Genomic DNA, 25,160 nt, shown 5'->3' with positions numbered 1-25,160 from the left:
CAGTCAGAGCAGCGACCGAACGCCTCGAACACCTGGAGCGTGATCGCGTAGAACGCAGCGCCGCCACCAGAAGCACAGCCCTGGGCCGGCGGCACGATTGACTCGCAGCGGATCGCGACGCTCTCCGGGGTAGTCAGGGCCGGGAGGGTTCAGTCGCCGATGCCCAGGTGCTTGCCGAGCTCGGCGTACAGATCGAGCACCCGCGCGGCATCGATGCTATATCGGGTGCGCTGTCCGCGACGGGCGAGCTCGGGAGCTGGGTCAGGGACGACGACGCCGAGCGCGGTCAAGCCGGTGAGGTGGAACTGCACGGTCTTGGGCACCAGGCCCAGGGCGGTCGCGAGCTGTCCGCGAGTGGCTGGTCCGTGCTCGTGGATGTAGCCAATGATCGCGACCCGGACCCCGTAGCCGAACGCGCTCACGGCGTCACCGACCCCCGGAGGCAGGTCGGGGCGAACGTGTTCAGGCACCCCTCCATTCTGCCGGAGTCGCCTCGTCGTCTCGCCTCGCCCACAAGGGGATAATACCGTTATCCACTAGGCGAGAGGCTGCCCGTTTGACCGGGGTAGAGAGCGGTCGTGTCAGACGACGGCGTAGCGGCTCCGTGCGCGGCGGGCGCGAGCTTCGTGCAGGCGGGTCCGGGCCAGCAGGATGAGGCTCACCGGGCCGATGAACGCGAACTTCGCGGCGTTCCAGATGAACAGCACGACCAGGACGTTCAGCCAACCAGGGCCGCCGTCGGCGACCACGGCCGCCAAGGCGGCGGCAGCGAGCAGATAGGGGACGGCGATGAGCATCGCGGGGACACCCCACTTGAGGCCGCGGCGGGTGCGGATCGTGTCGAGCAGAATGTTAGTCGGCATATAGCGGCGCAGGAATGCGCGGGTACGGACGCTGAGAGTCCAGAGCAGCCGGATCATGAGGGCGGTCCTCTCCTAGTGACTCGGCAGCGAGTAACTAGAAGGACCAACCCGGCCAGCGGTGCGGTCATGCCTTCGCAACAAGCGACGGCGCCGAAAGGAACTGCCTGCACACAGAATACGCCGACAGGTGCGACATCGGAAGCGCATCGCCGATCACAGGCTGGGACCGCTCCGCTCGGCGCGCGGATCGCGTGGTGTCCATGCGTCGCCCTCGGCCGTGTCGGTCAGGGCACGAGCGCGGTCGAGCGCTGCGCGGGCGCGGGCGGCGTCGAGGCGTTGCGCGGTCGAATCGGGGGCAGCGCCGAGCGGGATGTCCGCTGCGATCCCGTAGCGGTCTCGGTACGCGGCGATGGTCGCGGCAGCCTGCCACCATCGGGCTCGGGCGGCCTCGCGCGTCGGCGGCGCTCCGAGGTGGCCGGCCCATGCGAGATGCTCGGCGACTGCGGCATGAGCGAGCGCGTCTGCGCGGTCCTCGATGAGCTGTCGGCGCTCCTGAAGGGCGCGCCGCATCTGTGCGTCCATCGGGCCGCCGGCTTCGGGGATGAGCCCGGCGATCAGGCGGGGCGCGCGACGGGCGCGGCCCGCGCCTGCGGGTCTGGCTGTGACGGCGGCCAGGCGCGCGTGCAGCACGGCCGCGACGTCCTCCGCGTCGTGGAGACTGCGGGAGGCGACCAGGCGGGGCAGCAGCACGGCGACGTCGTGGTGGTTGGCCTCGGCGTGGCGCAGCTCGGCGGCGAGCGCGCCGAAGGCGTCAGAGGCGATCGCATCCTCGGCCTCCTGCTCGGTGAGGCCGCTGGCGCGGATCAGCTCGACCCAGCGGTCTTGCTGCGCGGCGGCGGCGATCGTTTCGTATTCGGCCGCGATCTGCCGGATGGACGACCATGCCTCCTGCTCGGAGGTGGTCGTCTCGTGCGCGGACAGCTCGGCGCCGGAATGCTGGACGACGCCGAACAGCACCGTGCGGGCGGTCGCGGCCGTGTTGTCGCTGGGATGCGGGCCGGCATGCACACCGTCGGGCCGGTCGGTCGCGACGTAGGCGTGGTTCGCCTCGCGCCCGCGGGTCATCGCGACGTACAAGTTCTCCTTGGTCGTCGTCGCCTCGATCAGCGCATGCGCGGTGTCAGTCGTGAGCCCCTGCGCGCGGTGCGCGGTGACCGCGTAGCCGAGATCCAGGTGTTCGCGGACGTAGCCGGCAGGCAGCACCACGGACGCGCCGCGTCGTCGGCCGGCTCGGCGGACGGTGACCGAGCCGTCGCTGCGCACGGCGGTCATCGTCCAGCGGTCGCCGTTGCGGACCCAGCCGCGCCCTGCGGCGCGCAGGCGCCGGTCGTTATGGCGGGAGATCACGGCATCGCCTGGTGAGGCGACCGTGCCGTCGTGCAGTACCACGGAGCCGTGCCGCGGGGTCACGGCGCCGTCGAGGATCAGGTCGGCGCGCGCCCGCTGGTTCAGAGCGGAGACGGAATCGTGGGTCTCCGCGATCAGCACCGACTGACGTCCGGCGAGCATGTCGCTCCGCCATCCTGTGTAGGCGGCGTCCGCCATCGTGTCGGTGTCGCCGTCGTGAACCCGACCGTGGGCGTCGTACTCGTCGATCACGGCGGCATCGCCGTGGCGCAGCCCGAGTGACGCCGCCTTCTCCCAGCGGTGCGTGAAGCGGTGGATGTCGACCAGTTCGGGCGCGTCGTCCCGGTCGTGGACGAGCATCGAGAATGCACCGCCCGCATCGACCGACTGCAACTGCGCCCAATCGCCGACCAGCAGCGCCTTCGCACCGGCCTGCGCCACGAGCGCGGAAAGCCGATCCAGGGTCAGCGTCCCGGCGAGGGACGCCTCGTCGATGATGACCAGCTGGCCGGCGTGGAACGTCGTGCCGTGAACGAGGTGATCCTGCCACCACTTCGCCGTGTTCTCCGTGACGATCCCGAGGTCGTCGCCGAGCACCTGCGCCGCAGCGGCAGACGGGGCAAGCCCGATGACCGACCCTTCGCCATGCTGCATCTCCCAGGCCCGACGCAGCGCGCTCATCGCCGTCGTCTTCCCCGCGCCGGCAGGTCCGACCAGCACATCGAGGACGCGGCCGGAGACGGCGACCGTCGCCAATGCGGCGGCCTGGTCGGCGCCGAGCACGAGACCGCGACGGTCGGGCCGGCGGGTGACGCGCTCGAGCTGGGCGAGGTCGAGCGTCGCAGCGGTCAGCATCCGGGACCGTTCGAGCAGGCGATCCTCCGCGGCCAGCAGCTGCTCGGAGGAATAGACCGTGGCGTGCCTCGGCCGGAACGCGCTCGTGCCGTCCGAGCGTCGGAAGATCGCCGGGCTGCTCGCCAGCTCAGGCGGCGTGAGCCGCAGCGACCCCGCCTCGGCGGCATCGGCGATCATGCCCACGATCGCCTCCCGATCCATCGTGCTGGCGAATCGCCACCCCATCGTCTGCCGCGCGGCCTCGGCGTAGAGGTTCCAGCGTCGCCACGTCGCCCGCTTCTCGCCGACGACCTCGATCACCGTCTGGCCGAGTTCGCGGATCACGTCGAGCGGGACGTCATCGGCGCGCAGCATCGGCGGCGACGGGGCGGCGGTGATCCGCCGCGCCCACTCGGTCGCGTTCTCGCCCAAGCTCGCACTCGCACGCTCACGCCATTGCGCCGTCAGCGCGGCGAGGGATTGCACCTGCTTGTCGGGTCTCGTCGTCAGCGTCGCCTGAGCGCGCAGCTTCACGATCGTCGCCGGTGACGGGCGCCGGCCGTGCTCGCCGATGTATCGCTCGATGAGCCGGTCGGTCTCCTGGTCGATGTCCCGCGACCGGGAGGAGAACAACGCGATCAGCGACTCCGGGACGGTCGTGATCGCCCACGCCGGGTTCCGGTCCCGGCCACGAGCCCGCGCCTCCCACTCGACGCCTAGTGTCCGCGTGAGGTGATCGGCGAACACCGCCTCGTGCAGCTCCGACAGGGCGACGACCGCCGCGTGCAGGGGCCGGCCGTCCAGCGACCGCCACTTGCCGTCCAGCAACGTCTGCACCTTGTTGGAGAGCACAACATGGGTGTGCAAGTGGGGATCGCCCGCCCTGCTGTCGTAGTGATCGAACGCGGTTGCAATGAGCCCGCCGACGCCGACCTGTGCAACGGCCCCGTCGCGTCCGGTTGCGCCGACGCGCGTAGCCGCAATCTCCCGCTCCATGAACGCAACCACCTCCGCAACCGCTGCATGGTGAGCGTCGGCGATGATCGCCTGCGTGCCGGCGTCCGCAACCGCCCACACGACCGATGCAGCCTTCGGGATCGAGAACGTGAAGTCGAACCCGGCGACGGCACGCCGCGTCCCGCGCGCGGCTTCCTCAGCCTCGATCTGCGCGATGGCCTCGGCCCGCGCGACCACGCCCAGGCTCGGGTCCAGCGACGCGATCCGCTTCTCCACACGAGCGGTAGCGGTGGAGAAGTCCTGGTAGGCGCGGCCGAGCGGATCGCCCGTGATCGGATCGCGGCCCATGCCGACAAGCAGCTGGAGTTGGGCCTCCGAGACCGGATCGCCGGACACGATCCTCCCGCCGCCGAGGGCCGGCACGCTGCTGCCCATCCAGCGACCGGGGGGAGTTCCTTCCTCGAGGTAGTACCTCGTCAGCGGGGTCGACAAGGCACGGTTCCCGTCGCCCGAGGCGACCGTCTTGAGCAGGTACTTGTAACCCTCGCCCGCGCTCATCACCCGCATCGAGACCGTCATGCCCGTCAGGTGCGAACGAGATCACCGGCTTCGGACCCGGCGCTCGCGCCAGGTCCGAACCTCGTCTGCAAGAGGCGTGGACCGACCGAAGGCCGGCTGACCGGCCGCACCGGGACGACGCTCTCGCGGACGCGATCCGGGGCCGACGCGCTGAGCGATCGGTGTCGCGATCACGGGCGGAGCGCCGGGACGCGTGGATGGCGCGCGCACCTGGAAGGTGACCAGCCCGGCGACGTCTCGACCGGGACGCGCCGACCGTCATGGAACCGCGATGCTCGACACAGCCACCGCCCCGGCCGCCCCGCTGCGGATCGGATCGCTGTTCTCCGGCTACGGCGGCCTCGACCTCGCCGTCGAGCACGTCTTCGGCGGGCGCACGGTGTGGTTCTCCGAGCTCAACTCTGCCCCGGCCCGCGTCTTCGCGCATCACTGGCCCGGCGTCCCCAACCTCGGCGACATCACCCAGATCGACTGGCGACAGACCGAGCCGGTCGACGTGCTGTGCGGAGGTTTCCCTTGCCAGGACGTCTCCACGGTCGGCAAGCGCGCCGGCCTCGCCCCCGGCACCCGCTCTGGCCTCTGGGCGCAGATGGCGACTGCGATCGACGTGCTGCAACCCGAGTGGGTCGTCGCCGAGAACGTCCGTGGCCTGCTCTCGGCCACCGCTCGACGCCCCGAACCAAAGGACGACCCCGATGAAAGCAACCCCCTCTCCGCAGCCCTCGAGTTCGCAACCCCCGCCGAACGCTCTGCCCTTCGCGCAATGGAACCCGACCCGTGGAATCTGGGAGACACACCAGCCCGACCTCTACGGGCACTTGGAGCCGTACTCGGCGATCTGGCCGACCTCCGGTACGACGCTCGCTGGCTTGGCCTACCCGCTTCCCACGTCGGCGCACCCCACACCCGATTTCGGATCTTCATCCTCGCCCGGCGCACTCTTCCGCACCCCGCTCGCCTCGGACGTCGCCCGTGGCGCGGAGACCCTGGAACAGGTCCGAGCCCGACGCGGCACGATCGCCCTCTCGCATCAGATCATCGACCTGGCGCAGAACGGACCCCGATCCTGGCAGGGCAAGGAGCCGGCCGGGCTGTGGCCGCTGATCGAGCAGCTGTTCGACGGTGGGGACACTACGCCGGAGCCATCCGACGGTGGGAATACTTCACCGGACGGACTGCCCCCTCGCCGGCCCTCCTGAATGACGGCGGTCAGCCTCGCCCTGCGCCGCGATTCGTGGAATGGCTCATGGGTTTGCCTGACGGTTGGGTCACAGACCCCGATCACGAGTTGACTGGCAGCGAGCAGCTCACCGCACTCGGCAACGGCGTCCTACCACGCCAAGCGATCCGAGCCCTCGACGCCTTACGTCGGGGTATCACCATGTAGTTGGCGCCTCTTGCTCATCCCATACGCTTCACGGCTTTCCATCGCAGCGGATCTTGAGGCCTTCAAGGCCTAGCTCTTTCTTGCCCTTGCCCTTGCCCTTGCCCTTGCTGCTTGTGCTGCTCGCCGATGTCGTCGCAGAGTCGCGCGCCCGGGCGATCAATCACCATCTGCTCGGCCAGAAAATTGAGTCGTCGACCCGATCTCGTTCATGCGGAACCGCGGGGAGCGGTTGGGATGAGTGCCCCAGGATTCGACCGCGAGGAAAAGGCGCACTGGCGATTCCAGCTCGTCAACCCAGCGGCATTTTACTCGGCCTGGATACGCCGTCCTCTTCCGTCCGACGGCGCCTGACCCAGCTTCTGGTTCGGCGACGGCCTACAGGGCTCGAGTTAGTGATGAGCTAGATCGGCAAGACCGTCCCGCTGATGAGTCCTTGGAGCGAGTAGACGAGCATTGTCCACAGCCCGCTGATCATGAAGATGCCGATTCCGATCATTGCGACGCCGCCGGCGATGTTGATCGCGCGGATGTGCCGGCGCAGGAACGCGGTCGCTGTGGTCGCCCATCCCAGCCCGGTGGCGAGGGCCAGGAACGGCAGGCCGAGGCCGACACAGTACACGGTGGCGAGCAGTGCGCCCCGTGGTGCCGATGCGGCGCTGAGGCTGAGTGCGGAGATCGCAGCGAGCGTGGGGCCGAGACAGGGCGTCCAACCGAGGCCGAAGGCGATGCCCAGCATGGGTGCGCCGGCCAGGCCGGTTGAGGGTCTGATGCCGAGTTTCGCGGTGCGCTGTGCTGCAGGCCGGAAGTCGGTGCGGTGGAGACCATAGAATCCGACGACTACGGTGGTGGAGCCTTCGGGAGGTCGCGGATGACGGTCGTTTTCGTGGCTTTGTCAACTTGATTCAGGACCACGTGACGGCCTGATTCAGGACCACCTTGCTGGATCGCGGCACACCCCTGTCGGTTGTCAGGCGCAGCAGGAGGTGGGGAGTTCGTTGCGGAAGAGGTTCGCGGTGAGGCGGATGCCTTCGGCCATGGTGAGGTAGGGGGCCCAGGTGTCGGCGAGTTGGGTGACGGTGAATCCGGCGGTGATGGCGTAGGTCGCGGCGAGCATCATCTCGCCTGCTGCTTCGGCCAGGGCGTGGACGCCGAGGACTTTGCCAGTGTCGGCGTCGGCGACGATCTTGATGCCGCCGCGGGTGTTGTGGTTGGTTATGGCTCTGGGCACGTCGGAAAGTCGCAGGTAGCGGCACGCGCAGCGATACCCGGCGGCGATGGCTTCGGCTTCGGTGATCCCGGCGGAGCCGAGTTGGGGGGACGTGAACAGCACGGAGGGCATCCCGGTGTAGTTGACCTCTTCGTGCTGGCCGAGGGCGTTGCGTGCGGCGATCTTCCCGGCCATCGCGGCGACGTACACGTACTGTGGCACATCGGTGACGTCGCCGGCGGCGAACACGGCCGGATTCGTGGTCCGCTGTTGTTCGTCGACCATGATGAAGCCGCGCTCGTCGGTCGCGATACCCGCCGCAGGAAGGTCGAGCCCGTCGGTGCGCGGGGTGCGTCCGGTGGCTACGAGGACGCGTTCACCGGTGGCCTCCTTCCCGGTGCGGGTGGTCACTCGGACCAGGCCGTCGTACGGAGTGATCGTGACGGCGCGGTCGCCGATGACGGTGATTCCGTCGGCCAGGAAGGCTTTGCGGAGCTCGGAGGAGAGTTCGGGTTCGGCGTGCGGGGCGAGCCGACCGATGATTGCGACCTCGACCCCGAGCCGCGCGAACAATTGGGCTTGTTCGAGGCCGACGAAGCCGCCGCCGATCACCACGAGCGAAGCCGGCAACTCGGTGAGTTCCATTGCAGTGGTCGACGTGAGGTAATCGATCTGCTCGAGCCCAGGGATCGCCGGGATGGTCGGTTCAGCGCCGGTCGCGACGAGATATGACCTGGCGCGGACCGGGCGCCCATCCACGAGCAAGGTGGAGGAGTCGGCGAACGTGGCGGTGCCGGGAAGGATGTCGAACCCGTAGGCGGCGGCGATGTCGGCGTACTTGGTCTGCCGGAGCATGCCGACCATGTCGTCCTTCTGTTGGACGAGCGCACTGAGGTCAACAGTGTCAGCGGCTGTGGGGGCGCCGTGGAACGGGTTCGAGAGCGCGGCGTGCCGGGTGTGCGCGGCCGCGAGCAGCGTCTTCGAAGGAACACAGCCGACGTTCACGCAGGTGCCGCCGAGGGTCCCTGACTCAATGGCGACCACGCTGGCCCCCTCGAGTCGGGCATGGATCGCCGCGGACATCGCCGCGCCGCCCGTGCCAATCACCGCAAGATCGAACTCTGCGTGCTGGGTCATGATGCCTCCTCGGGGTGAACCGGGCCGCTCGCACGGCCTCGTACGACAGAATGGACCTTCAAGCATGCTTGAAGGTCAAGCCGGGTAGTGGAGGTAGCGATATGCGGATTGGTGAGCTCGCGGAGAAGGCGAAGACGAGACCGTCGACGTTGCGGTACTACGAGGAGCGGGGCCTGCTTCGGCAACCGGAACGAACCCCGGCCGGTTACCGCAGCTATGGCGAAGAGTCAGTCCGACGGCTGGAGTTCATCGACCGGGCCCGCGCAGCCGGCCTCACCCTCGCTCAGACCGCACAGATCCTCGATGTTCGTGACGCTGGCCGTTCGCCATGCGGTCATGTCCGGGATCTTCTTGACCGGCGGCTCCTGGAAATCGACGAGCAGCTCGAGCAGCTGCAGCTCTTGCGGTCGAGCATCGACGAGCTTCGGGCGCAGGCGGATGCCACAGCCGATGAGGCGTGCACACCCGAGTCCGTCTGCCGCTACCTCTGACGCATCTTGGACCCGCTACTGCTGTTGACGCATGTGGTTGAGCCTGTAGGAAGTGGTGCCGGTTTCGATGATGGTGCCGTTGAAGGTGAGCCGGTCCACGATCGCGGCGCATAGGCGCGGGTCGGTGAATGTCTTCGTCCACCCGCTGAACGACTCGTTGGACGCGATCGCGACGGAGGCTTTCTCTTCGCGTTCGGTGAGGACTTGAAAGAGGAGCTCGGCGCCGCGGCGGTCGAGTTCCATGTACCCGAGCTCGTCGATGCAGAGCAGATCGACGCGGCCGTAGCGGGCGATGGTCCGGGCGAGCTGTCTCTCGTCGGCGGCTTCGACGAGCTCGTTCACGAGCTTGGTCGCCAGGGTGAACTTCACCCGGTACCCCTCTTCGGCGGCCGCGGTGCCGAGCCCGATCAAGAGGTGGGACTTGCCTGTGCCGGAGTCGCCGATCAGGCAGAGCGGGTCGCCGCGGCGGATCCAGTCCCCGGTCGCGAGCGTGTGGATGGTCGCGGCGCTAATGTTCGGGTTCGCTTCGAAGTCGAAGTCCCCGAGCCACTTCTGCCGCGGGAACCCCGCCGCTGCCACACGCCGTACGACGGAGCGGCGGTCGCGATCATCGCACTCAGCGAGGAGGAGCTCGGCGAGGAACCCTTGGTAGGACAGCTGCTCGCGTTCAGCGGCCTTCACGGCTTCATCGATGACTGCCCGCATCGTCGGCAGCCGGAGCCTGCGGCAGGCCTGGTCGACTGCGGTCTGGGCGGCTTCCTCGGTCATCCCGCGCTGCCGGCGGAGGGTGGTCGTGACCTTCGTCGGTGTGCTCATGATCCGGTCGTTCCTTCTCTCGCATCGGTGGTCACGGTGGGGCTGCGCCAGGTGAGGAGCTCGTCGTACTGCGCCATGGAAGGCAGTGGTCGCCGGTCGGGCGGGAGGCCCGCGATCACCGCAGCCGGGTCGGCGAGTCGGCGTTGGGTGAGGCTGACAACTCGCTGCCCGTTACCGCGACGATGTTCAGCAGGATGACGGTCTGACACGGACCCGGTCGCGTGCAGACGGGCTTCGACCGCCACAACATCCGCGGAAACCGCGCCGACGGTGAGTGCGGCACGGATCCCGGCAATCACGTCGGTGTCGCGCATGCTCCGGTGCAGGAGGAGCACGTCGATCAGGGCGCGGGTGCCGGCGCTGTCCCCGTCGACCTTGCGCGCTTCCTGCCAGAACGCCTCATGGGCCGCGGTGAACACCCCACTGTCGCGGGCCTGTGCCAGCGCGGTCGAGCCCGGGAGTGCGCCGGGCTTGTGACGGAGGACCTCGAGGTAGTGGTCGAGGTTGACCGACTCCCCACCACGGGCGACGACCCGTTCGTGCCGAGCGACCTGGTCCCGGCCGTCGAAAACGACGACCTCTGACGCGCGCAGCGAAACGCGGACCTGTCGGCCGATCAACCGCGTCGGGACGGAGTACTTCGCCATCCGCACAGTGATCAGGCTCGACCGGTCCACGCGCGGGTGCAGGAGAAGGCCGGGGTCGAATCGTTCGAACGGCAGCGGCCGAAGCAGTGGCAGCTCCTCGGCGAAGTCCTGTCCGACGGTGCGGATCCGGGTGTCGATCCGCCGGTCGTTGTCGCGGGCGTCGTGCTCACGGATCCTCGCGTTCAGCTCGGCGAGGGTGTCAACTACTGGCATCGGCGACAGCCAGGTACGGCGGAACCGGCCGACCTCGCCTTCCACGCCGCCCTTCTCGTGAGCGCCGTCGATCCCTGGCTGGCAGTAGAACGAGTCGAACCCATAATGCGAGCGGAACAGCACCCACCGATCGTTCTCAACCCGGTTCCGACCCTTCCCGTACAGCACGGCCTGCACCGCAGCGGTGAGGTTGTCGTAGCGGATGTGCTTCGTGGGGACACCGCCGATCTCCTCGAACGCGTCGATGTGGCCTTCCAGGAACGCTTCCTGCGACTGCGTCGAGTACACCCGGTGCACCGCTTTGCCGGAGTGGGAGAGTCGGAAGGTGAACATGTGGCACTTCGTCTTCACCCCGGCCAGGATCACCCAGACTTCACCGAAGTCGACCTCGGCTTCTTCAGCGGGGGCGTGCTCCTGCGGGACGAACACCTCGACCCGCCGGCCGCCCTCAACATCGATCTGCGCCCGCCTGACCCGCACGTAGTCCCGGACCGTCGAGTACGACAGCTCCGTCGCCCCATGCTCGTCCGCGAGCCGGGCCAGGACCCGCGTCGCGGTATGGCGCTGCTTCCGCGGCGCGTCCAGGTCCTGGCGCAGCATCTCGTCAATCGCTGCCTTGAACGGAGCCAACCTCGGTGCCGAGCGGACCGGGGTCTTCCGCGGTGGTGGATCGGCCCGAGATAGTGCTGTCCGGACGGTGTCGCGCCCAACCTGGTGCTTCCGTGCGAGCGCCCGGATGCCGAGCCCTTCCACGCGGGCATCACGCCGGATGCGAGCGAACAGGTCCACGCGACTTCCCATCTGACCACCCCGATCCGCGCCTCAACAGCGAGGCCGCGAATCAACCGTCGAAGGTGGTCCTGAATCAAACCGTCACAACACACCGGGATCCAGCAAGGTGGTCCTGAATCAAGCCGTCATCCCGGTCCTGAATCAACCTGCCATAGTCATTTTCGTCCTCAATGCGGGCTCATCCTCGGTCAAGTGGAGACTGGTCGACGGGGAAACGGGCACGACGATCCGGGGCGGCGTCGTGGAGCGGCTCGGCCACGCCGGTGCGGATGGGCGTGAGCACGGCGCCGTGATCAGCACGCTGCTGGCCGGACTGGAGCACGAGCGCATCGCGGTCATCGGCCACCACGTCGTGCACGGCGGCGACCGATTCGCAGCGGCTGCGCTGATTACTGACGAGGTTGAACATCAGATCGACGAGCTCGCCACCCTGGCTCCGTTGCACAACTCGGTCAACCTGACCGGCATCCGCGCTGCGCGCGCCGCCTTCCCGGACATCCCGAACGTCGCGGTGTTCGACACCGCGTTCCACCGCACCCTGCCGGCTGCGTCGGCATCGTATGCGCTTCCCGCAGACCTCGTCCAGCGACATCAGATCCGCCGATACGGCTTCCACGGCATCTCCTACCAGCACGTCTCCGCCCGCACCGCCGAACTGCTCGGGCGTCCGCTGTCGGAGCTTCGGCTGATCATCTTCCACCTGGGCAACGGGGCATCCGCTTGCGCAATGGCCGGCGGCCGCTCGGTGGAAACCTCGATGGGCATGACGCCCCTGGAGGGGCTCGTGATGGGCACTCGCGCCGGGGACCTGGATCCGGGGGTGCTCCTCGCGCTCGGCCGCGCCGGCGTAGCATGGGATCGGCTGGAGGCGCTGCTCACGCGCGAGAGCGGCCTGCGGGCGCTGGCCGGCACCGAGGACATGCGCGACATCCACGCCGCGGCCGCCGCTGGGGATGCGAGAGCCGCCGCTGCGCTCGACGTTTACCATCACCGGCTGCGCCACTATCTCGGCGCCTACCTCGCCCAGCTCGGCGGAGCGGACGCGATCGTCTTCACCGGCGGCGTCGGCGAGAACGCCGCCGCGCCGCGCGCGGCGGTGGTCTCCGGCATGGCGGGCCTGGGCATCCTGATCGACCCGGCACGCAACGAGGCGAGGGCCGACGGGGCGCGAGCGATCTCGGACCCGAGCTCACCGGTCGCCGTGCTGATCGTTCTCACGGACGAGGAGCTCGAGATCGCCCGGCAGTCGCTCGCAGCGGTCAGCGTCTAGCGGTTCGGTCGACGTCGGAGGAGGCGGTCTCGTTCGTCCGATGCCGTCGGATGACGTTCAAGACGAGGACGGTTGCGAGCACCAGTGCCAGCACGAACATGGTCGCGATGAACCACAGGAAGTCCGAGCCGATCAGGATGTTGCTGATGACGAAGCGGCCGAAGGCGACGAGCACCCCGGCCGCCGTGCCGAGGTAGAGCCACAGCGTGCGGCGGGACAGCAGGGACGCGCCAATGCCCAGCAGCACGATCCCGAACCCCGCGATGAAGCCGCCCCAGGTCGAGAAGACGATCCCGAGCCAGTCCACGAATGCCACTGGCAGCGTGGCGGCGTCGATACCCGTATGCCGGATGTCTTCGGGCAGGAGGGAGGGTCGAAGGAACAGGAAGTAGACCCCGATCCCGAGGGTGAAGACGCCGAGCGCGGTCGTGACAGCGCCGCCTAGCAGGTCCTTCCGGAGACGTTCCTGAGTGGGCATCCGAGACATCCGTCCTGTTCGACCGTGGGGCGCGTTCCCGCCTGGACCTGTGCCGGTGAGATATGCCCTGGGTGCCAAGCGTTGCACAGGACACCCCGATCGGGCGAGAGCGGTCAGAGCCGGTCCAGGATGAACTGCACCCGCTCCTCGGCGCTGAGGACCGGAACCCGCACGACCGGGAAGGGCAGCGCTTCGTACACCTGGGTCAGCAGTTCGTGGATGCGCTGCTGGGCGGCGGTGTCCTCGGTGCGGGCGTAGTCGGCGGCCAGGGGCAGCAGGTCGAGGATGAACGTCTTGCGGTAATCGACGTGCTCGAGCGCGGTGAGCAGGGCGGGGTCGGGCTCGAGGTCGAGGAAGCGGTAGTAGGCGAGGGAGTCGGGGACGGCCCGGTCGAGGAACACGGTGGCGTCCGGGTCGAGGGCAGCTTCCTCCGCGAGCTGCATGTTCAGGACGCCGCGCTGGAACTGCCGCTGCTTCGCGCGGACCTCCTCGACGGTGCGGCCGGCGATGCGCTGCAGGTCGAGATAGTGCCGGGCATGCTCGATGGTGGTGGTGTAGCCGCGGTCCCGCAGCAGGTTCACGGTGGTGGTCTTGCCCGAGCTGGGCCCGCCGGTGATGACGTACCAGTTGGTCACGTTCGCCCTTTCGCTCTGCCCGCACCGGGAATATCCTCTTCACGAAGTACCTTATACCCCTAGAGGGTATAGGATTGACGTCGGAGGTGGCTGAGATGGCACACGGATACGTGGATGACAAGCAGGCACTGCTGGCGCGGTTGCATCGGGCGGAGGGGCAGGTGCGCGGGATCGCGCGGATGGTCGACGAGGACGTGTACTGCATCGACATCCTGACCCAGGTCTCGGCGGCGACGAAGGCGCTGGAGTCGGTCGCGCTGACGCTGCTGGAGGACCATCTCGGGCATTGCGTCGCGCAGGCGACCGCGCAGGGCGGCCCGGTCGCGGAGGAGAAGCTCCGCGAAGCGAACGCCGCGATCGCGCGGCTGGTCCGCTCCTAGAACGTTCACACCACACGCATCGACACGCTCGCGAAAGGAGCACAACATGACCGGACAGAGATTCCAGGACCTCGGCCTGCAGGCGACGAACGGCGGGGGCTGCGCCTGCTGCGGCCCCGCCTCGCACGCGACCACGGCGAGCACTACCGCTCCGGCGACGGCGCAACCAGCGTCGGGCGATCTGTCGGCGCAGTTCCTGGTGGAGGGGATGACGTGCTCGCACTGCGTACGCAGCGTCACCGAGGAGGTCTCCGCGATCGACGGGGTCTCCGGCGTCGAGGTCGACCTGCACCCCGGCGGCGTGTCCACGGTGACCGTGTCCAGCACCGCCCCGGTGGACGCGGAGCGGGTGCGGGAGGCGGTCGAGGAGGCCGGATACAGCCTCGCCGCAACATCATGAGCACGCTGGACGTCGATCTCGACATCACCGGAATGACCTGCGCGTCGTGCGCGACGCGGGTCGAGCGGAAGCTGAACAAACTGCCCGGCGTGGCGGCGACGGTCAACTTCGCCACCGAGAAGGCCCGCGTGCACTCGGAGGCCCCGGTGCCGGTCGAGGAGCTGATCGCGGCGGTCGAGCAGGCCGGGTACGGGGCGAGCGTCCCCACCCCACCCGCCCCCGACACAGATGAGCAGACCACCCCGCGGGACGAGGAGCTGGCGTCACTGCGCCAGCGGCTGATCGTCTCGGCGGTGCTGGCGGTGCCGGTGGCGGTGCTGTCGATGATCCCCGCCCTGCAGTTCACCTACTGGCAGTGGCTCACGCTCACCCTGGCCGCCCCGGTGGTGGTGTGGGGGGCGTGGCCGTTCCACCGCGCCGCGGCGATCAATGCCCGGCATGGGGCGGCGACGATGGACACCTTGATCAGCGTCGGCGTGCTGGCCGCGTTCGGCTGGTCGCTGTACGCGCTGTTCTTCGGCGGCGCGGGGATGCCGGGAATGCGGATGAGCGTCACCTTCGTCGGCACCCCGCAGTCCGGCGGTCATGAGGTGTACCTGGAGGTCGCCGCACTGGTGACCGTGTTCATCCTCCTCGGCCGCTACCTCGAGGTCCGTGCCAAGCGGCAGTCCGGCGAGGCCCTGCGCGCCCTGCTGGAACTCGGCGCCAAAGACGCAGTGATCCTTCGCGAAGGCACTGAGCAGCGCGTCCCCGTCGCACAGCTCGTTCCGGGTGATGTCGTGGTGGTGCGGCCGGGTGAGAAGATCCCCGCCGACGGCCTGGTCACCGAGGGCGTCTCCGCGGTGGACGAGTCGATGCTGACCGGCGAGTCCGTGCCGGTCGAGGTCGCCCCCGGATCCCGCGTGGTCGGAGCGACCGTGAACACCGGCGGGCGCCTGCTCGTGCAGATCACGCGGGTCGGCGCCGACACGGAGCTGGCCCGGATGGCGCGGCTGGTCGAGGAGGCGCAGACCGGCAAGGCACAGGTGCAGCGCCTCGCCGACCGGGTGTCGGCAGTCTTCGTCCCCATCGTCATCGTCCTCGCCCTGGCCGCGTTCGCCGGGTGGCTGATCGCGGGAGCGCCGCTGGAGGTCGCGTTCACCGCCGCGGTGACCACCCTGATCATCGCCTGCCCGTGCGCGCTGGGGCTGGCGACGCCGACCGCTCTGCTGGTCGGCACCGGCCGCGGCGCCCAGCTGGGCATCCTCATCCGCGGACCCCAGGTGCTCGAGCAGACCCGCCGCATCGACACCGTCGTCCTCGACAAGACCGGCACCATCACCGCCGGCACCATGACCGTCACCGGCATCCACCCAGCCCCCGGCACCGATGAGGCGGAGCTGATCCGGGTCGCCGCGGCGCTCGAGCACGGCTCCGAGCACCCCATCGGCCGCGCGATCACCGCCGCCGCGGATGGCCCGGTGGATGCGGTGGAGTCGTTCGCCGCCGAGTCAGGGCAGGGCGTGCAGGGCATCGTCGACGGCCGCATGGTTGCCGCCGGCCGCGCCACCTGGATCACCGGGCAATGGGCGATCGCGATCCCCGGCGAGCTCGCCGCGACGATCACGGCCGATGAGGCCGCGGGCGCCACCGTGACCGTCGTGGCGTGGGACGGGCGGGCGCGCGGCGCGATCAGCGTCGCCGACACCATCAAGCCCACCAGCCGTGAGGCCATCGCCCGGCTGCGCGGGCTCGGGCTGACCCCGATCCTGCTCACCGGCGACAACCCGGGCGCCGCCCGCACCATCGCCGACGACGCCGGAATCGAGGACGTCCGCGCCGGAGTCACCCCGCAGGGCAAGCTCGACACCATCCGGGAGCTGCAAGCCGCCGGCCGGGTGGTCGCGATGGTCGGCGACGGCGTGAACGACGCCGCCGCCCTCGCCCAAGCGGACCTCGGCATCGCGATGGGCACCGGCACCGACGCGGCCATCACCGCCGCGGACCTGACCATCGTCTCCGGCGACCTGCTCCTGGTCCCGGACGCGATCCGGCTCGCCCGCCGCACCCTGGGCACCATCAAGGGCAACCTGTTCTGGGCGTTCGCCTACAACGTCGCCGCGATCCCGGTCGCGATGCTCGCCCTGCTCAACCCCATCCTCGCCGCCGCCGCGATGGCGTTCAGCAGCGTCTTCGTGGTCACCAACAGCCTCCGACTGCGCCGCTTCCGCCCCCTGCCCGCCCCAGTGCCCACCGTCCCGACGCCCAGCCGCGACATCACCCCCGTCCACGCCTGACACCCCGCAAGGAGACAGCTATGACACACGACCACGACCACGAGCACCACGACCACGAGCACGTCGCGCACGATCACGGGTCCCACGAGCACCATCACCACGAGCCCCCGGCCGGGGCGACCGACCTCGTCACCTGCCCGGTCATGCCCGGCAACCAGGTCGACCCGGCATGGGCCGAGAAGCGCGGCCTGTTCCGCGACTACGAGAGCGCGCGGTACTGGTTCTGCTGCCCCGAGTGCGGGCCGCTGTTCGACGCCGACCCCGCCCGCTACGCCAACGCCGCCTGACCCACGACGGCAGGGAAAGGGGGCGCGGGATGGATACAGCGGTCGGGCTGGTGCAGGCCTACCTGCGGGTGAACGGGTACTTCACCGTCGCCGAGTACCCAGTGCTGGACGCGACCGGTCCGGACGGGCCGCGCACCGTCACCGACCTGGACATCCTCGCGATCCGACTGCACCACATCCCCGGCGACGACCCCGACCCGGCCCTCGGCGCCCGCCCCGGGGCGCCGGACATGATCGTCGGCGAGGTCAAGGAGGGCGCCCCGAAGCTGAACCCCGCGATGCGCGACCCCGCGGTGCTGGAGGCCGCGTTCGCCCGGTTCGGCTGCTGCACCCCCGCCGACGCGCCCGCCCTCGTCCAGGAGCTGCTGACGACCGGGCAGGTCCTCGCCCCGGAGGGCCACCTGATCCGCACGGTCGCGTTCGGCAACACCGCCCGCCCCCATCGGTCCGGCTCCTGGCACACCGTCCCCCTCGAGCACATCCTCGACTATCTCCGCGATCACCTCGCCCGCAACTGGGCCGTCGTCGGCCGCACCCAGATCAAGGACGACGCCCTCGGGCTGCTGGCTCTGATGGAGAAGGCCCACCGCGCCGGAACGGGCCGCCGATGAGCCGGCTGCCGCGCACCGGTCCCCATCCGGGACCATCGCCCCTGGCCAGGCATCGGTCGGGCGACCAGGCTGGGCAGGACCGCCGTGCGCCCGATCGGCGCCGGCGGGGATCCAGGCACACCGGGGTACGCTGGACGCGGGAAGGAGGTCGGCGGTGAACCACATCCGAACCCTGGTGCACGCCCCATCCGGGCTGCACCGGCTGCTGCTGACCTTCGCGACCGCGCTCCTGCTGATCGCCGGCCTGCTGGCCATGCACACCCTCACCGGCACGCTCACCAGCGGGCACGCCGACACCCCCGCAGCGGCCTCCGAAGCCGCCCATGCCGCGCCCGACTCTGACCTGGGCGGCACCGTCGCGACCGGGAGCATGCTCGAGAACACCATCGGGACAGGCCCCGAGGCTTCGGGCGGGCACTGCGAGGGCGACTGCGACAGCTCGGGCGGAATGCCGGACCATTCGATGCTGATGATGGCGTGCGTGCTGGCGCTGCTGGCCGCCACTATCGTGCTGCTCGCCCCGGCGCTGCTGGCCCGCCTGGGCACCGCCCTCGCCCTGCTGCGCCTGCACGGGCGGAATGTGCTCACCGCGTTACCGCACCCCCGACCACCTTCCCTCATCGTCCTGTCGATCAGTCGAACCTGATTCCCCGCCCTCCCGTCACCGCTGTGCCGGGAGATGCTGCGCCGTGCCCGCATACGGCACGGGAATCAACTCACCATTCGACCGACTAGACAAGGACACCCACCCATGCGTTTCCGCATTCTCGCGCTGAGCACCGGCGCGCTCGCCGCTGCGCTCGTGCTCGCCGGCTGCGCCCCCACCGACGGATCCATGCCCGGCATGGACCACGGCCCCGGCGGCATGACCAGCAGCACCCCCGCCCCCTCCGAGCAGGCATCGTTCAACTCCGCTGACGAGATGTTCGTCACGATGATGATCCCGCACCACGAACAGGCCATCGAGATGGCCGATCAGATCCTGGCCAAGGACGGCATCGACGAGCGGGTCGTGACCCTCGCCGAGCAGATCAAAGCCGCCCAAGGCCCCGAGATCCAGACCATGAAGGGCTGGCTCGAGGACTGGGGAATCCCCTACGACGACTCCATGTCCGACATGGGCGGGATGGGCGGCATGGACCACGGCGACGGGATGATGTCCGACGACGACATGGCCGCCCTGGACGCCGCCACCGGGGTCGAGGCGACCCGGCTGTTCCTCGAGGGCATGGTCGGCCACCACCAGGGCGCCGTCACCATGGCCCAGATGGTGCTGAACAACGGCGAGAACCCGGACGTGGCCGCGCTCGCCCAGCAGATCATCGACGGACAGACCGCCGAGATCACCACCATGCAGGACATCCTCGCCACCCTCTGACCCGAACCCCTCGGGCGGGGCCGACCACCCCTGACCTGGCCCCGCCCGAGGCCCGGCGCATCCGTCCTGACCGACAGCGCCGGCCCGTCGAAAGGCCCATCATGACTTCCCGGACTCTGGCCGCGTGCTTCGTGGGCATCATCCTCGCCCTGATCATCCTCTCCGCGGCGACCATCCTCTTCATCCAGGCGATCGCATGAGCAGCAACGCCACCACGATCACGGCCGCTGCCGTCGCCGCTGCCGCGGGCCTGCTGCTGACCGGCTGCACCCCCACGCCGACCGCCATCTCGGCACCCGCCCCGGACACGGGTCTCGGTCATGTGCACGGCATCGTCGACCTCGGCGGGAGCACCGTGCTGCTGGGCACCCACACCGGCCTCTACACCCTCACCGACACCGGCGACGTCTCCGGCCCCCTGGGAGGCGCGGACTTCGACGCGATGGGCCTGACCGCCGACGGCGACGTCCTCTACGCCTCCGGGCACCCCGGACCGAACACCCCGGCGGAGCTCGGCGAGCACAACCTGGGACTCATCCGAAGCACCGACGCCGGGACCACCTGGGAGCCGGTCGCGTTCACCGGGCAGGAGGACTTCCACGTCCTCACCGCCGGAGACGGTGCGATCCACGGGATCGGGTCCAGCTCGATCACCATCCGCACCAGCCCCGACGGCGGGACCACCTGGATCGACGGCGCCGAGCTCCCCGCCGCCGACCTGACCGTCACCACCGACGGCACCCTCTACGCCGCGACGCGGCAGGGCCTGCAGGAGAGCCGGGATGCAGGCGCCACCTTCGACCTCGTCGCGGATGCGCCCCCGCTCTACCTGGTGGAGGCGGACTCCACGGGCGGGCTGGTCGGCGTCGACACCGACGGCACCCTCTGGCGGCTCACCGGCACCGGATCCTGGGACAGCGTCGGCGCCGCCACGGGCACCGTCCAGGCGCTCGGGAACGCAGATGGGGCGGTCGTGCTCGTCGACGACCGCGGCATCGTCTGGATCCACGGCACCGAGACCACCGTCGTCCTCCCGACAGGGACCGCACAATGACCACCATCACCATGACCACATTCGGCGGCCCCGGCCGCGAACCGCGAGGAGACCGACCATGAGCACCGCACCGGCCCGCTGGGCCCACCGCACCACCGCCGTCACCCCGGAACGATTGGAGGGGGTGGATGCGTGGTGGCGGGCGGCGAACTACCTGAGCATCGGGCAGATCTACCTGCTGGACAACCCGCTGCTGCGCGACCCGCTCATCGCGGAGCACATCAAGCCCCGGCTGCTGGGGCACTGGGGCACCACCCCGGGCCTGAACTTCCTGTACGCCCACCTCAACCGGGCGATCACCGACCGGGATCTGAACACGCTGTACGTGACCGGTCCGGGGCACGGCGGGCCGGGCATGGTCGCCAACGCCTACCTGGACGGTACCTACACGGAGCTGTACCCGCGGATCGACCGCACCGAGGAGGGGCTGCGGGCGCTGTTCCGGCAGTTCTCCTTCCCCGGCGGCATCCCCTCGCACGCCTCCCCGGACACGCCCGGGTCGATCAACGAGGGCGGCGAGCTCGGCTACTCCCTCGTCCACGCCTACGGCGCCGCGTTCGACAACCCGGACCTGCTGGTCGCCTGCGTGATCGGCGACGGGGAGGCCGAGACCGGGCCGCTGGCGACCGCGTGGCACGGCAACAAGTTCCTCAACCCCGCCGCGGACGGGGTGGTGCTGCCGATCCTGCACCTGAACGGGTACAAGATCGCCAACCCGACGGTGCTGTCCCGCATCCCCGAGGACGAGCTGGTCGCGCTGCTGCGCGGCTACGGGCACGAGCCGTTTGTGGTCACCGTCGGCTTCGACGGCGAGGACCCGCGGGAGTCCCACGCCCGGTTCGCCGGCGTGCTGGACGAGGTGCTGGACCGGATCGCGGACATCAAGGCCGCCGCGGCGGCCGGCACCCTGGAGGGCCGGCCTGCGTGGCCAGCGATCGTGCTGCGCAGCCCGAAGGGCTGGACCTGCCCGCCGGTGATCGACGGGCTCCCCGTGGAGGGCACCTGGCGGTCCCACCAGGTGCCGCTCGCCGAGGTCCGCGACACCCCCGAGCACCTGCAGATCCTCCAGGACTGGCTGGCCTCCTACCGGCCCGACGAGCTCTTCGACGCCGACGGCGCCCCGTTCCCCGCCACGGTCGCCGCCGCCCCGGCGGGAGTGCGGCGGATGAGCGCGAACCCGGTCGCGAACGGCGGGCAGCTGACCGTCCCGCTGCGCCTGGGCGACTTCCGCGACCACGCCCACCCGGTCGACCCCGAGGCGCGAGGCGCGGAAACCGGGGAGGCGACCCGGGTGCTCGGCGAGTGGCTCGCCGACGTGATCCGGCACAACCCGGACAACTTCCGCATCTTCGGCCCCGACGAGACCGCCTCCAACCGGCTCGCCCCGCCCGTGTTCGAGGCCACCGGCAAGCAGTGGAACGCGACCGTGCTGCCGGTGGACGAGCATCTGGCCCCGACCGGGCGGGTGATGGAGGTGCTCAGCGAGCACCAGTGCCAGGGGTGGCTGGAAGGGTACGTCCTGACCGGCCGGCACGGTCTGTTCAACTGCTACGAGGCGTTCACGCACATCGTCGACTCGATGTTCAACCAGCACGCCAAATGGCTCGAAGCGGCCCGCGAGGTGCCCTGGCGGGAACCGGTGCCGAGCTTCAACTACCTGCTCTCCAGCCACGTCTGGCGGCAGGACCACAACGGGTTCAGCCATCAGGATCCCGGGTTCATCGACCTCGCTCTGAACAAGAGCCCCGACGTCGTGCGGGTCTACCTCCCGTTCGACGCGAACACGCTGCTGTCCACGTACGATCACTGCCTGCGTTCCACCGGCTACATCAACGTCGTCGTCGCCGGGAAGCAGCCCGCCCCGCAGTGGCTGACGATGGATGAGGCGATCGAGCACTGCACCCGGGGCCTGGGCATCCTGCCGTGGGCGGGCACCGAGACGGAGGGGAGCGAGCCGGACGTGGTGCTCGCCGCCGCTGGCGACGTGCCCACCCTGGAGGTCCTCGCCGCGGCCGCGCTGCTGCGCGAGCACATCCCGGGCCTGTCGGTGCGGGTCGTGAACGTGGTCGACCTGACCCGGCTGCAGTCCGAGGACCAGCATCCGCACGGGCTGCCGGACGGGGAGTTCGACGCGATCTTCACCCCCGACAAGCCGGTGATCTTCGCGTACCACGGCTACCCGTGGCTGATCCACCGGCTCACCTACAAGCGCGCCGGGCACCAGAACCTGCACGTGCGCGGCTTCGTGGAGAAGGGCACCACCACGACGCCGTTCGACATGGTCATGCTCAACGACCTCGACCGCTACCGGCTCGCGATCGACGTCCTCGACCACGTCCCGGGCCTTGCTGCGACCCACGCGCAGCTGCGGCAGGAACTCGTCGACGCCCGGCTGTGCGCCCGCGCCCACACCCGCGAGCACGGCACCGACATCCCCGCCGTCGCCGACTGGCGCTGGCCCCACCCCGACACCGACCTGAACCGCCCCTCCACCGCGAAGGAAATCCGATGACCGACACCAAGACCGTGACCCTGCAGGTCAGCGGCATGATCCGCGCGACCTCCAAGAACGTCACCGAAGCCCACCTCGCCCGCCAGCCGGGCGTCCTGTCCGTCGACGCGAACCCGGTCTCCCAGACCGCGACCGTCACCTACGACCCGCAGGCCACCTCGGTCGCGCACCTGCAGAAGTGGGTGATCGAATGTGGCTACCACTGCGCCGGGCAGTCCGTCCCGGACCACATCTGCGACCCCGCCCACGAACCTCACGAGCACGCCGACCACCACGACCACGCCGAGCACGAGGGACGCGCGGTCTCCACCGGTCATGACACCCCGGCGGGGCACGAGCACCCGCACCCGGCAGCGGACCACGCGGACCACTCCGCCATGGACGCCGGTGAGCATGCCGGTCACGCTCCGGCCACCGAGGGTGGGCACGATCACGGGGCTCAGCCGGCCGGCCGCAGCGCGCAGGATGTGATGGGCCACGGCGGGCATCACGGCGGCATGTCGATGGCGGCGATGATCCGGGACATGCGCAACCGGTTCCTGGTCGCGTTGATCCTGTCGATCCCGATCACCCTGTGGTCCCCGATCGGCCGGGAGGTGCTCGGCTTCGAAGTGCCGGCCCCGTTCGGGCTGCGCGACGACGTGTTCATGCTGATCGTGTCGCTGCCGGTGATCTTCTACTCGGCCTGGATCTTTTTCGACGGCGCCTACCGGGCTCTGCGGGCCCGCACCCTGGACATGATGGTGCTGGTCGCGGTCGGTGTCGGCGCCGGCTGGATCTACAGCCTGATCATCACCCTCACCGGCGGCGGCGAGGTCTTCTACGAGGCGGCGACCGTGCTGGCCACCTTCGTGCTGCTCGGGCACTGGGTCGAGATGCGCGCCCGGGGCGGCGCGAACGACGCCATCCGTCGGCTGCTGGAGCTCGCGCCCGCCCGCGCGGTCGTCCTCCGCGACGGCGAGGAGGTCGAGATTCCCACCTCCGAGGTCGTCCCCGGTGACCTCATGCTCATCCGCCCCGGCGCGAAGGTCCCCACCGACGGCGTGGTGGAGGACGGCGAGTCCGAGATCGACGAGTCGATGGTCACCGGCGAGTCCATGCCGGTCGAGAAGGCGCCCGGCTCGGAGGTGATCGGGGCGACCGTGAATACCGTCGGCACACTCCGTGTGCGCGCCACGAAGGTTGGCGCCGACACCGCGCTGGCGCAGATCGTGAAGCTGGTGCAGGAGGCGCAGAACTCCAAGGCCCCTGGGCAGCGTCTCGCCGACCGGGCCGCGTTCTGGCTCGTCCTGCTCGCCCTCGTCGGAGGCACTCTGACCTTCCTGGTGTGGTTCCTCGCCGGGGCGGATGTGCCGATGGCGATCCTGTTCGCGATCACCGTCGTCGTCATCACCTGCCCCGACGCCCTCGGGCTCGCCACGCCGACCGCGATCATGGTCGGCACGGGCCTGGGCGCCAAGCGCGGCGTGCTGTTCAAGAACGCGACCGGCATCGAGACCGCCGCGCACATCGACACCGTCGTGCTGGACAAGACCGGCACGCTCACCAAGGGCGAGCCGGAGGTCACCGACTACATCCCCATCGGCATGGACGACCTCGAGCTGCTCGCCCTCGCCGCCGCGCTCGAGCGGGAGTCGGAGCACCCGCTGGCCAAGGCGATCGTCACCTACGCCGACAGCCGGAACATCCCGCGCCGCACCGCGTCCGCGTTCCGCAACGTCACCGGGCAGGGCGCGATCGCCACCGTCGACGGAAAGCAGGTGGTGCTCGGCAACGCCCGGCTGATGGCCGCGCAGGGCATCGACACCGGCCCGGTCGTCTCGCAGCAGCAGGCCCTCGCAGACGGCGGCCGCACCGCGATCATGTTCGCCGTCGACGGGCAGATCGCCGGCGTGATCGCCCTCGCCGACGCCCCCCGCGACACCGCGAAAGCCGCGATCGACGCACTCCACGAGCAGGGCATCGAGGTGGCGATGCTCACCGGCGACAACAAGCCCACCGCCGAGCGCATCGCCTCGCTGCTGGGCATCGACACCGTGATCGCCGACGTGCTGCCCGAGGACAAGTCCGCCAAGATCGCCGAACTCCAGGCATCCGGCAAGAAGGTCGCGATGGTCGGCGACGGCGTCAACGACGCCCCCGCCCTCGCCCAGGCGGACCTCGGCATCGCGATCGGCGCCGGCACCGACGTCGCCATCGAGACCGCAGACGTCGTCCTGATGCGCTCCGACCCGCTCGATGTCGCGATCGCGCTGAAGATCGGGAAGGGCACGCTGCGGAAGATGCGGCAGAACCTCGGCTGGGCCATCGGCTACAACGCGATCGCGCTGCCCATCGCCGCCGGCGTGTTCTACCCCGCGTTCGGGATCATGCTCTCCCCGGAGATCGCCGCCATCAGCATGTCCGGCTCCAGCGTGATCGTCGCCGTCAACGCGCTCCTGCTCAAGCGGCTCCGGCTGCCCGCCCAGCAGGCCCCCGCGGCCCCGGCAGAGGCGAGCAGCCTCGCCCCGGCGTCGACGCCCGGCGGCGCCTCATGACCGGACGCGAGG

The 25,160-nt window shown here is 69.8% G+C and carries 21 protein-coding genes and 2 pseudogenes; 14 read left to right on the top strand and 9 right to left on the bottom strand.

Annotation, left to right across the window (positions count from 1 at the left end):
• Positions 1-149: 149 nt before the first annotated feature.
• The 3 genes from M3C17_RS12070 to mobF form a co-directional block, all read right to left on the bottom strand.
• Positions 150-470, bottom strand: coding sequence for a helix-turn-helix domain-containing protein (locus M3C17_RS12070; RefSeq protein WP_259978006.1), 321 nt, complete (start codon positions 468-470; stop codon positions 150-152).
• 111 nt (positions 471-581) lie between these two features.
• Complete coding sequence (locus tag M3C17_RS12065; protein ID WP_311198445.1) at positions 582-863, bottom strand: sulfate permease; 282 nt, start codon at positions 861-863, stop codon at positions 582-584.
• A gap of 213 nt (positions 864-1,076) precedes the next feature.
• Positions 1,077-4,640, bottom strand: a complete 3,564-nt coding sequence (gene mobF / locus M3C17_RS12060; RefSeq protein ID WP_259978003.1) for a MobF family relaxase — start codon at positions 4,638-4,640, stop codon at positions 1,077-1,079.
• Positions 4,641-4,911: 271 nt separating this feature from the next.
• On the opposite strand from mobF, the pseudogene M3C17_RS12055 reads away from it, so the two are divergent.
• Together M3C17_RS12055 and M3C17_RS12050 are read left to right on the top strand one after the other, a co-directional pair.
• A pseudogene (locus M3C17_RS12055) lies at positions 4,912-5,295 on the top strand (DNA cytosine methyltransferase); the annotation flags it as partial.
• A gap of 40 nt (positions 5,296-5,335) precedes the next feature.
• Positions 5,336-5,839, top strand: coding sequence for a hypothetical protein (locus M3C17_RS12050; RefSeq protein ID WP_259978009.1), 504 nt, complete (start codon positions 5,336-5,338; stop codon positions 5,837-5,839).
• 588 nt (positions 5,840-6,427) lie between these two features.
• Here M3C17_RS12050 and M3C17_RS12045 read toward each other — a convergent pair.
• Positions 6,428-6,856 (bottom strand): annotated as a pseudogene (locus tag M3C17_RS12045) (cytochrome c biogenesis CcdA family protein); the annotation flags it as partial.
• 138 nt (positions 6,857-6,994) lie between these two features.
• Entirely contained in the window at positions 6,995-8,371 is a 1,377-nt protein-coding gene (gene merA / locus M3C17_RS12040; RefSeq protein ID WP_259978002.1) for a mercury(II) reductase, read from the bottom strand.
• A gap of 101 nt (positions 8,372-8,472) precedes the next feature.
• On the opposite strand from merA, the gene M3C17_RS12035 reads away from it, so the two are divergent.
• On the top strand, positions 8,473-8,862 hold the full coding sequence (locus M3C17_RS12035; protein WP_259978000.1) for a heavy metal-responsive transcriptional regulator: 390 nt from the start codon (positions 8,473-8,475) through the stop codon (positions 8,860-8,862).
• 15 nt (positions 8,863-8,877) lie between these two features.
• Here M3C17_RS12035 and istB read toward each other — a convergent pair whose 3' ends face one another.
• Positions 8,878-9,678 carry an IS21-like element helper ATPase IstB gene (gene istB / locus M3C17_RS12030; RefSeq protein ID WP_259977999.1) on the bottom strand — a complete coding sequence of 267 codons (801 nt, stop codon included), beginning with the start codon at positions 9,676-9,678 and terminating at the stop codon, positions 8,878-8,880.
• Positions 9,675-11,339, bottom strand: a complete 1,665-nt coding sequence (gene istA / locus M3C17_RS12025; protein WP_259977998.1) for an IS21 family transposase — start codon at positions 11,337-11,339, stop codon at positions 9,675-9,677. The genes istB and istA overlap by 4 nt, the downstream gene beginning before the upstream one ends.
• A 127-nt stretch (positions 11,340-11,466) precedes the next feature.
• Here istA and M3C17_RS12020 point away from each other — a divergent pair, with 127 nt between their 5' ends.
• Positions 11,467-12,600: an acetate/propionate family kinase gene (locus M3C17_RS12020; protein WP_396820112.1), complete on the top strand. Its 1,134-nt coding sequence runs from the start codon at positions 11,467-11,469 to the stop codon at positions 12,598-12,600.
• Here M3C17_RS12020 and M3C17_RS12015 read toward each other — a convergent pair.
• Positions 12,590-13,078, bottom strand: coding sequence for a hypothetical protein (locus M3C17_RS12015; RefSeq protein ID WP_259977997.1), 489 nt, complete (start codon positions 13,076-13,078; stop codon positions 12,590-12,592). The genes M3C17_RS12020 and M3C17_RS12015 overlap by 11 nt on opposite strands.
• 113 nt (positions 13,079-13,191) lie before the next feature.
• Positions 13,192-13,713 carry an ATP-binding protein gene (locus tag M3C17_RS12010; protein ID WP_259977996.1) on the bottom strand — a complete coding sequence of 174 codons (522 nt, stop codon included), beginning with the start codon at positions 13,711-13,713 and terminating at the stop codon, positions 13,192-13,194.
• Positions 13,714-13,808: 95 nt separating this feature from the next.
• On the opposite strand from M3C17_RS12010, the gene M3C17_RS12005 reads away from it, so the two are divergent.
• From M3C17_RS12005 to M3C17_RS11960, 10 genes are all read left to right on the top strand, one after another.
• Positions 13,809-14,093 carry a metal-sensitive transcriptional regulator gene (locus tag M3C17_RS12005; protein WP_259977995.1) on the top strand — a complete coding sequence of 95 codons (285 nt, stop codon included), beginning with the start codon at positions 13,809-13,811 and terminating at the stop codon, positions 14,091-14,093.
• A gap of 46 nt (positions 14,094-14,139) precedes the next feature.
• Positions 14,140-14,493 (top strand): heavy-metal-associated domain-containing protein, encoded by a 354-nt coding sequence (locus M3C17_RS12000; RefSeq protein WP_259977994.1) that lies wholly within the window; start codon positions 14,140-14,142, stop codon positions 14,491-14,493.
• The gene (locus M3C17_RS11995) at positions 14,490-16,769 is read left to right on the top strand and encodes a cation-translocating P-type ATPase (RefSeq protein ID WP_259977993.1); all 2,280 of its coding nucleotides are present in this window, start codon (positions 14,490-14,492) and stop codon (positions 16,767-16,769) included. Before M3C17_RS12000 ends, M3C17_RS11995 begins: the two co-directional genes overlap by 4 nt.
• A 20-nt stretch (positions 16,770-16,789) precedes the next feature.
• Positions 16,790-17,056, top strand: coding sequence for a hypothetical protein (locus M3C17_RS11990; RefSeq protein WP_259977992.1), 267 nt, complete (start codon positions 16,790-16,792; stop codon positions 17,054-17,056).
• Positions 17,057-17,085: 29 nt separating this feature from the next.
• A complete protein-coding gene (locus tag M3C17_RS11985) occupies positions 17,086-17,667 on the top strand; it encodes a hypothetical protein (protein WP_259977991.1) in 582 nt (193 codons plus the stop codon).
• A gap of 154 nt (positions 17,668-17,821) precedes the next feature.
• On the top strand, positions 17,822-18,313 hold the full coding sequence (locus M3C17_RS11980) for a DUF6153 family protein (RefSeq protein ID WP_259977990.1): 492 nt from the start codon (positions 17,822-17,824) through the stop codon (positions 18,311-18,313).
• Positions 18,314-18,418: 105 nt separating this feature from the next.
• Complete coding sequence (locus M3C17_RS11975) at positions 18,419-19,045, top strand: DUF305 domain-containing protein (RefSeq protein WP_259977989.1); 627 nt, start codon at positions 18,419-18,421, stop codon at positions 19,043-19,045.
• Positions 19,046-19,241: 196 nt separating this feature from the next.
• Entirely contained in the window at positions 19,242-20,099 is an 858-nt protein-coding gene (locus M3C17_RS11970; RefSeq protein ID WP_259977987.1) for a F510_1955 family glycosylhydrolase, read from the top strand.
• 58 nt (positions 20,100-20,157) lie between these two features.
• Positions 20,158-22,611 (top strand): phosphoketolase, encoded by a 2,454-nt coding sequence (locus M3C17_RS11965; protein WP_259977986.1) that lies wholly within the window; start codon positions 20,158-20,160, stop codon positions 22,609-22,611.
• Positions 22,608-25,148 carry a cation-translocating P-type ATPase gene (locus M3C17_RS11960; protein ID WP_259977985.1) on the top strand — a complete coding sequence of 847 codons (2,541 nt, stop codon included), beginning with the start codon at positions 22,608-22,610 and terminating at the stop codon, positions 25,146-25,148. The genes M3C17_RS11965 and M3C17_RS11960 overlap by 4 nt, the downstream gene beginning before the upstream one ends.
• Positions 25,149-25,160: the final 12 nt, after the last annotated feature.

Source organism: Microbacterium sp. p3-SID336 (genome assembly GCF_025143365.1).
GTDB lineage: Bacteria > Actinomycetota > Actinomycetes > Actinomycetales > Microbacteriaceae > Microbacterium.
The sequence above is the reverse complement of the archived record's forward strand: the minus strand, read 5'-3'. Positions and strand labels throughout refer to the sequence as shown.

Excerpts from the sequence above, each read along its gene's own strand:
- M3C17_RS12005 (WP_259977995.1), top strand. The coding sequence starts at position 13,809 with ATGGCACACGGATACGTGGATGACAAGCAGGCACTGCTGGCGCGGTTG.
- M3C17_RS11975 (WP_259977989.1), top strand. The coding sequence starts at position 18,419 with ATGCGTTTCCGCATTCTCGCGCTGAGCACCGGCGCGCTCGCCGCTGCG.
- M3C17_RS12015 (WP_259977997.1), bottom strand. The coding sequence starts at position 13,078 with ATGCCCACTCAGGAACGTCTCCGGAAGGACCTGCTAGGCGGCGCTGTC.
- merA (WP_259978002.1), bottom strand. The coding sequence starts at position 8,371 with ATGACCCAGCACGCAGAGTTCGATCTTGCGGTGATTGGCACGGGCGGC.
- M3C17_RS11970 (WP_259977987.1), top strand. The coding sequence starts at position 19,242 with ATGAGCAGCAACGCCACCACGATCACGGCCGCTGCCGTCGCCGCTGCC.
- M3C17_RS11995 (WP_259977993.1), top strand. The coding sequence starts at position 14,490 with ATGAGCACGCTGGACGTCGATCTCGACATCACCGGAATGACCTGCGCG.
- M3C17_RS12035 (WP_259978000.1), top strand. The coding sequence starts at position 8,473 with ATGCGGATTGGTGAGCTCGCGGAGAAGGCGAAGACGAGACCGTCGACG.
- M3C17_RS11965 (WP_259977986.1), top strand. The coding sequence starts at position 20,158 with ATGAGCACCGCACCGGCCCGCTGGGCCCACCGCACCACCGCCGTCACC.
- M3C17_RS12050 (WP_259978009.1), top strand. The coding sequence starts at position 5,336 with ATGAAAGCAACCCCCTCTCCGCAGCCCTCGAGTTCGCAACCCCCGCCG.
- M3C17_RS12000 (WP_259977994.1), top strand. The coding sequence starts at position 14,140 with ATGACCGGACAGAGATTCCAGGACCTCGGCCTGCAGGCGACGAACGGC.
- M3C17_RS11990 (WP_259977992.1), top strand. The coding sequence starts at position 16,790 with ATGACACACGACCACGACCACGAGCACCACGACCACGAGCACGTCGCG.
- mobF (WP_259978003.1), bottom strand. The coding sequence starts at position 4,640 with ATGACGGTCTCGATGCGGGTGATGAGCGCGGGCGAGGGTTACAAGTAC.
- istA (WP_259977998.1), bottom strand. The coding sequence starts at position 11,339 with ATGGGAAGTCGCGTGGACCTGTTCGCTCGCATCCGGCGTGATGCCCGC.
- M3C17_RS11985 (WP_259977991.1), top strand. The coding sequence starts at position 17,086 with ATGGATACAGCGGTCGGGCTGGTGCAGGCCTACCTGCGGGTGAACGGG.
- M3C17_RS11960 (WP_259977985.1), top strand. The coding sequence starts at position 22,608 with ATGACCGACACCAAGACCGTGACCCTGCAGGTCAGCGGCATGATCCGC.
- M3C17_RS12065 (WP_311198445.1), bottom strand. The coding sequence starts at position 863 with ATGCCGACTAACATTCTGCTCGACACGATCCGCACCCGCCGCGGCCTC.
- istB (WP_259977999.1), bottom strand. The coding sequence starts at position 9,678 with ATGAGCACACCGACGAAGGTCACGACCACCCTCCGCCGGCAGCGCGGG.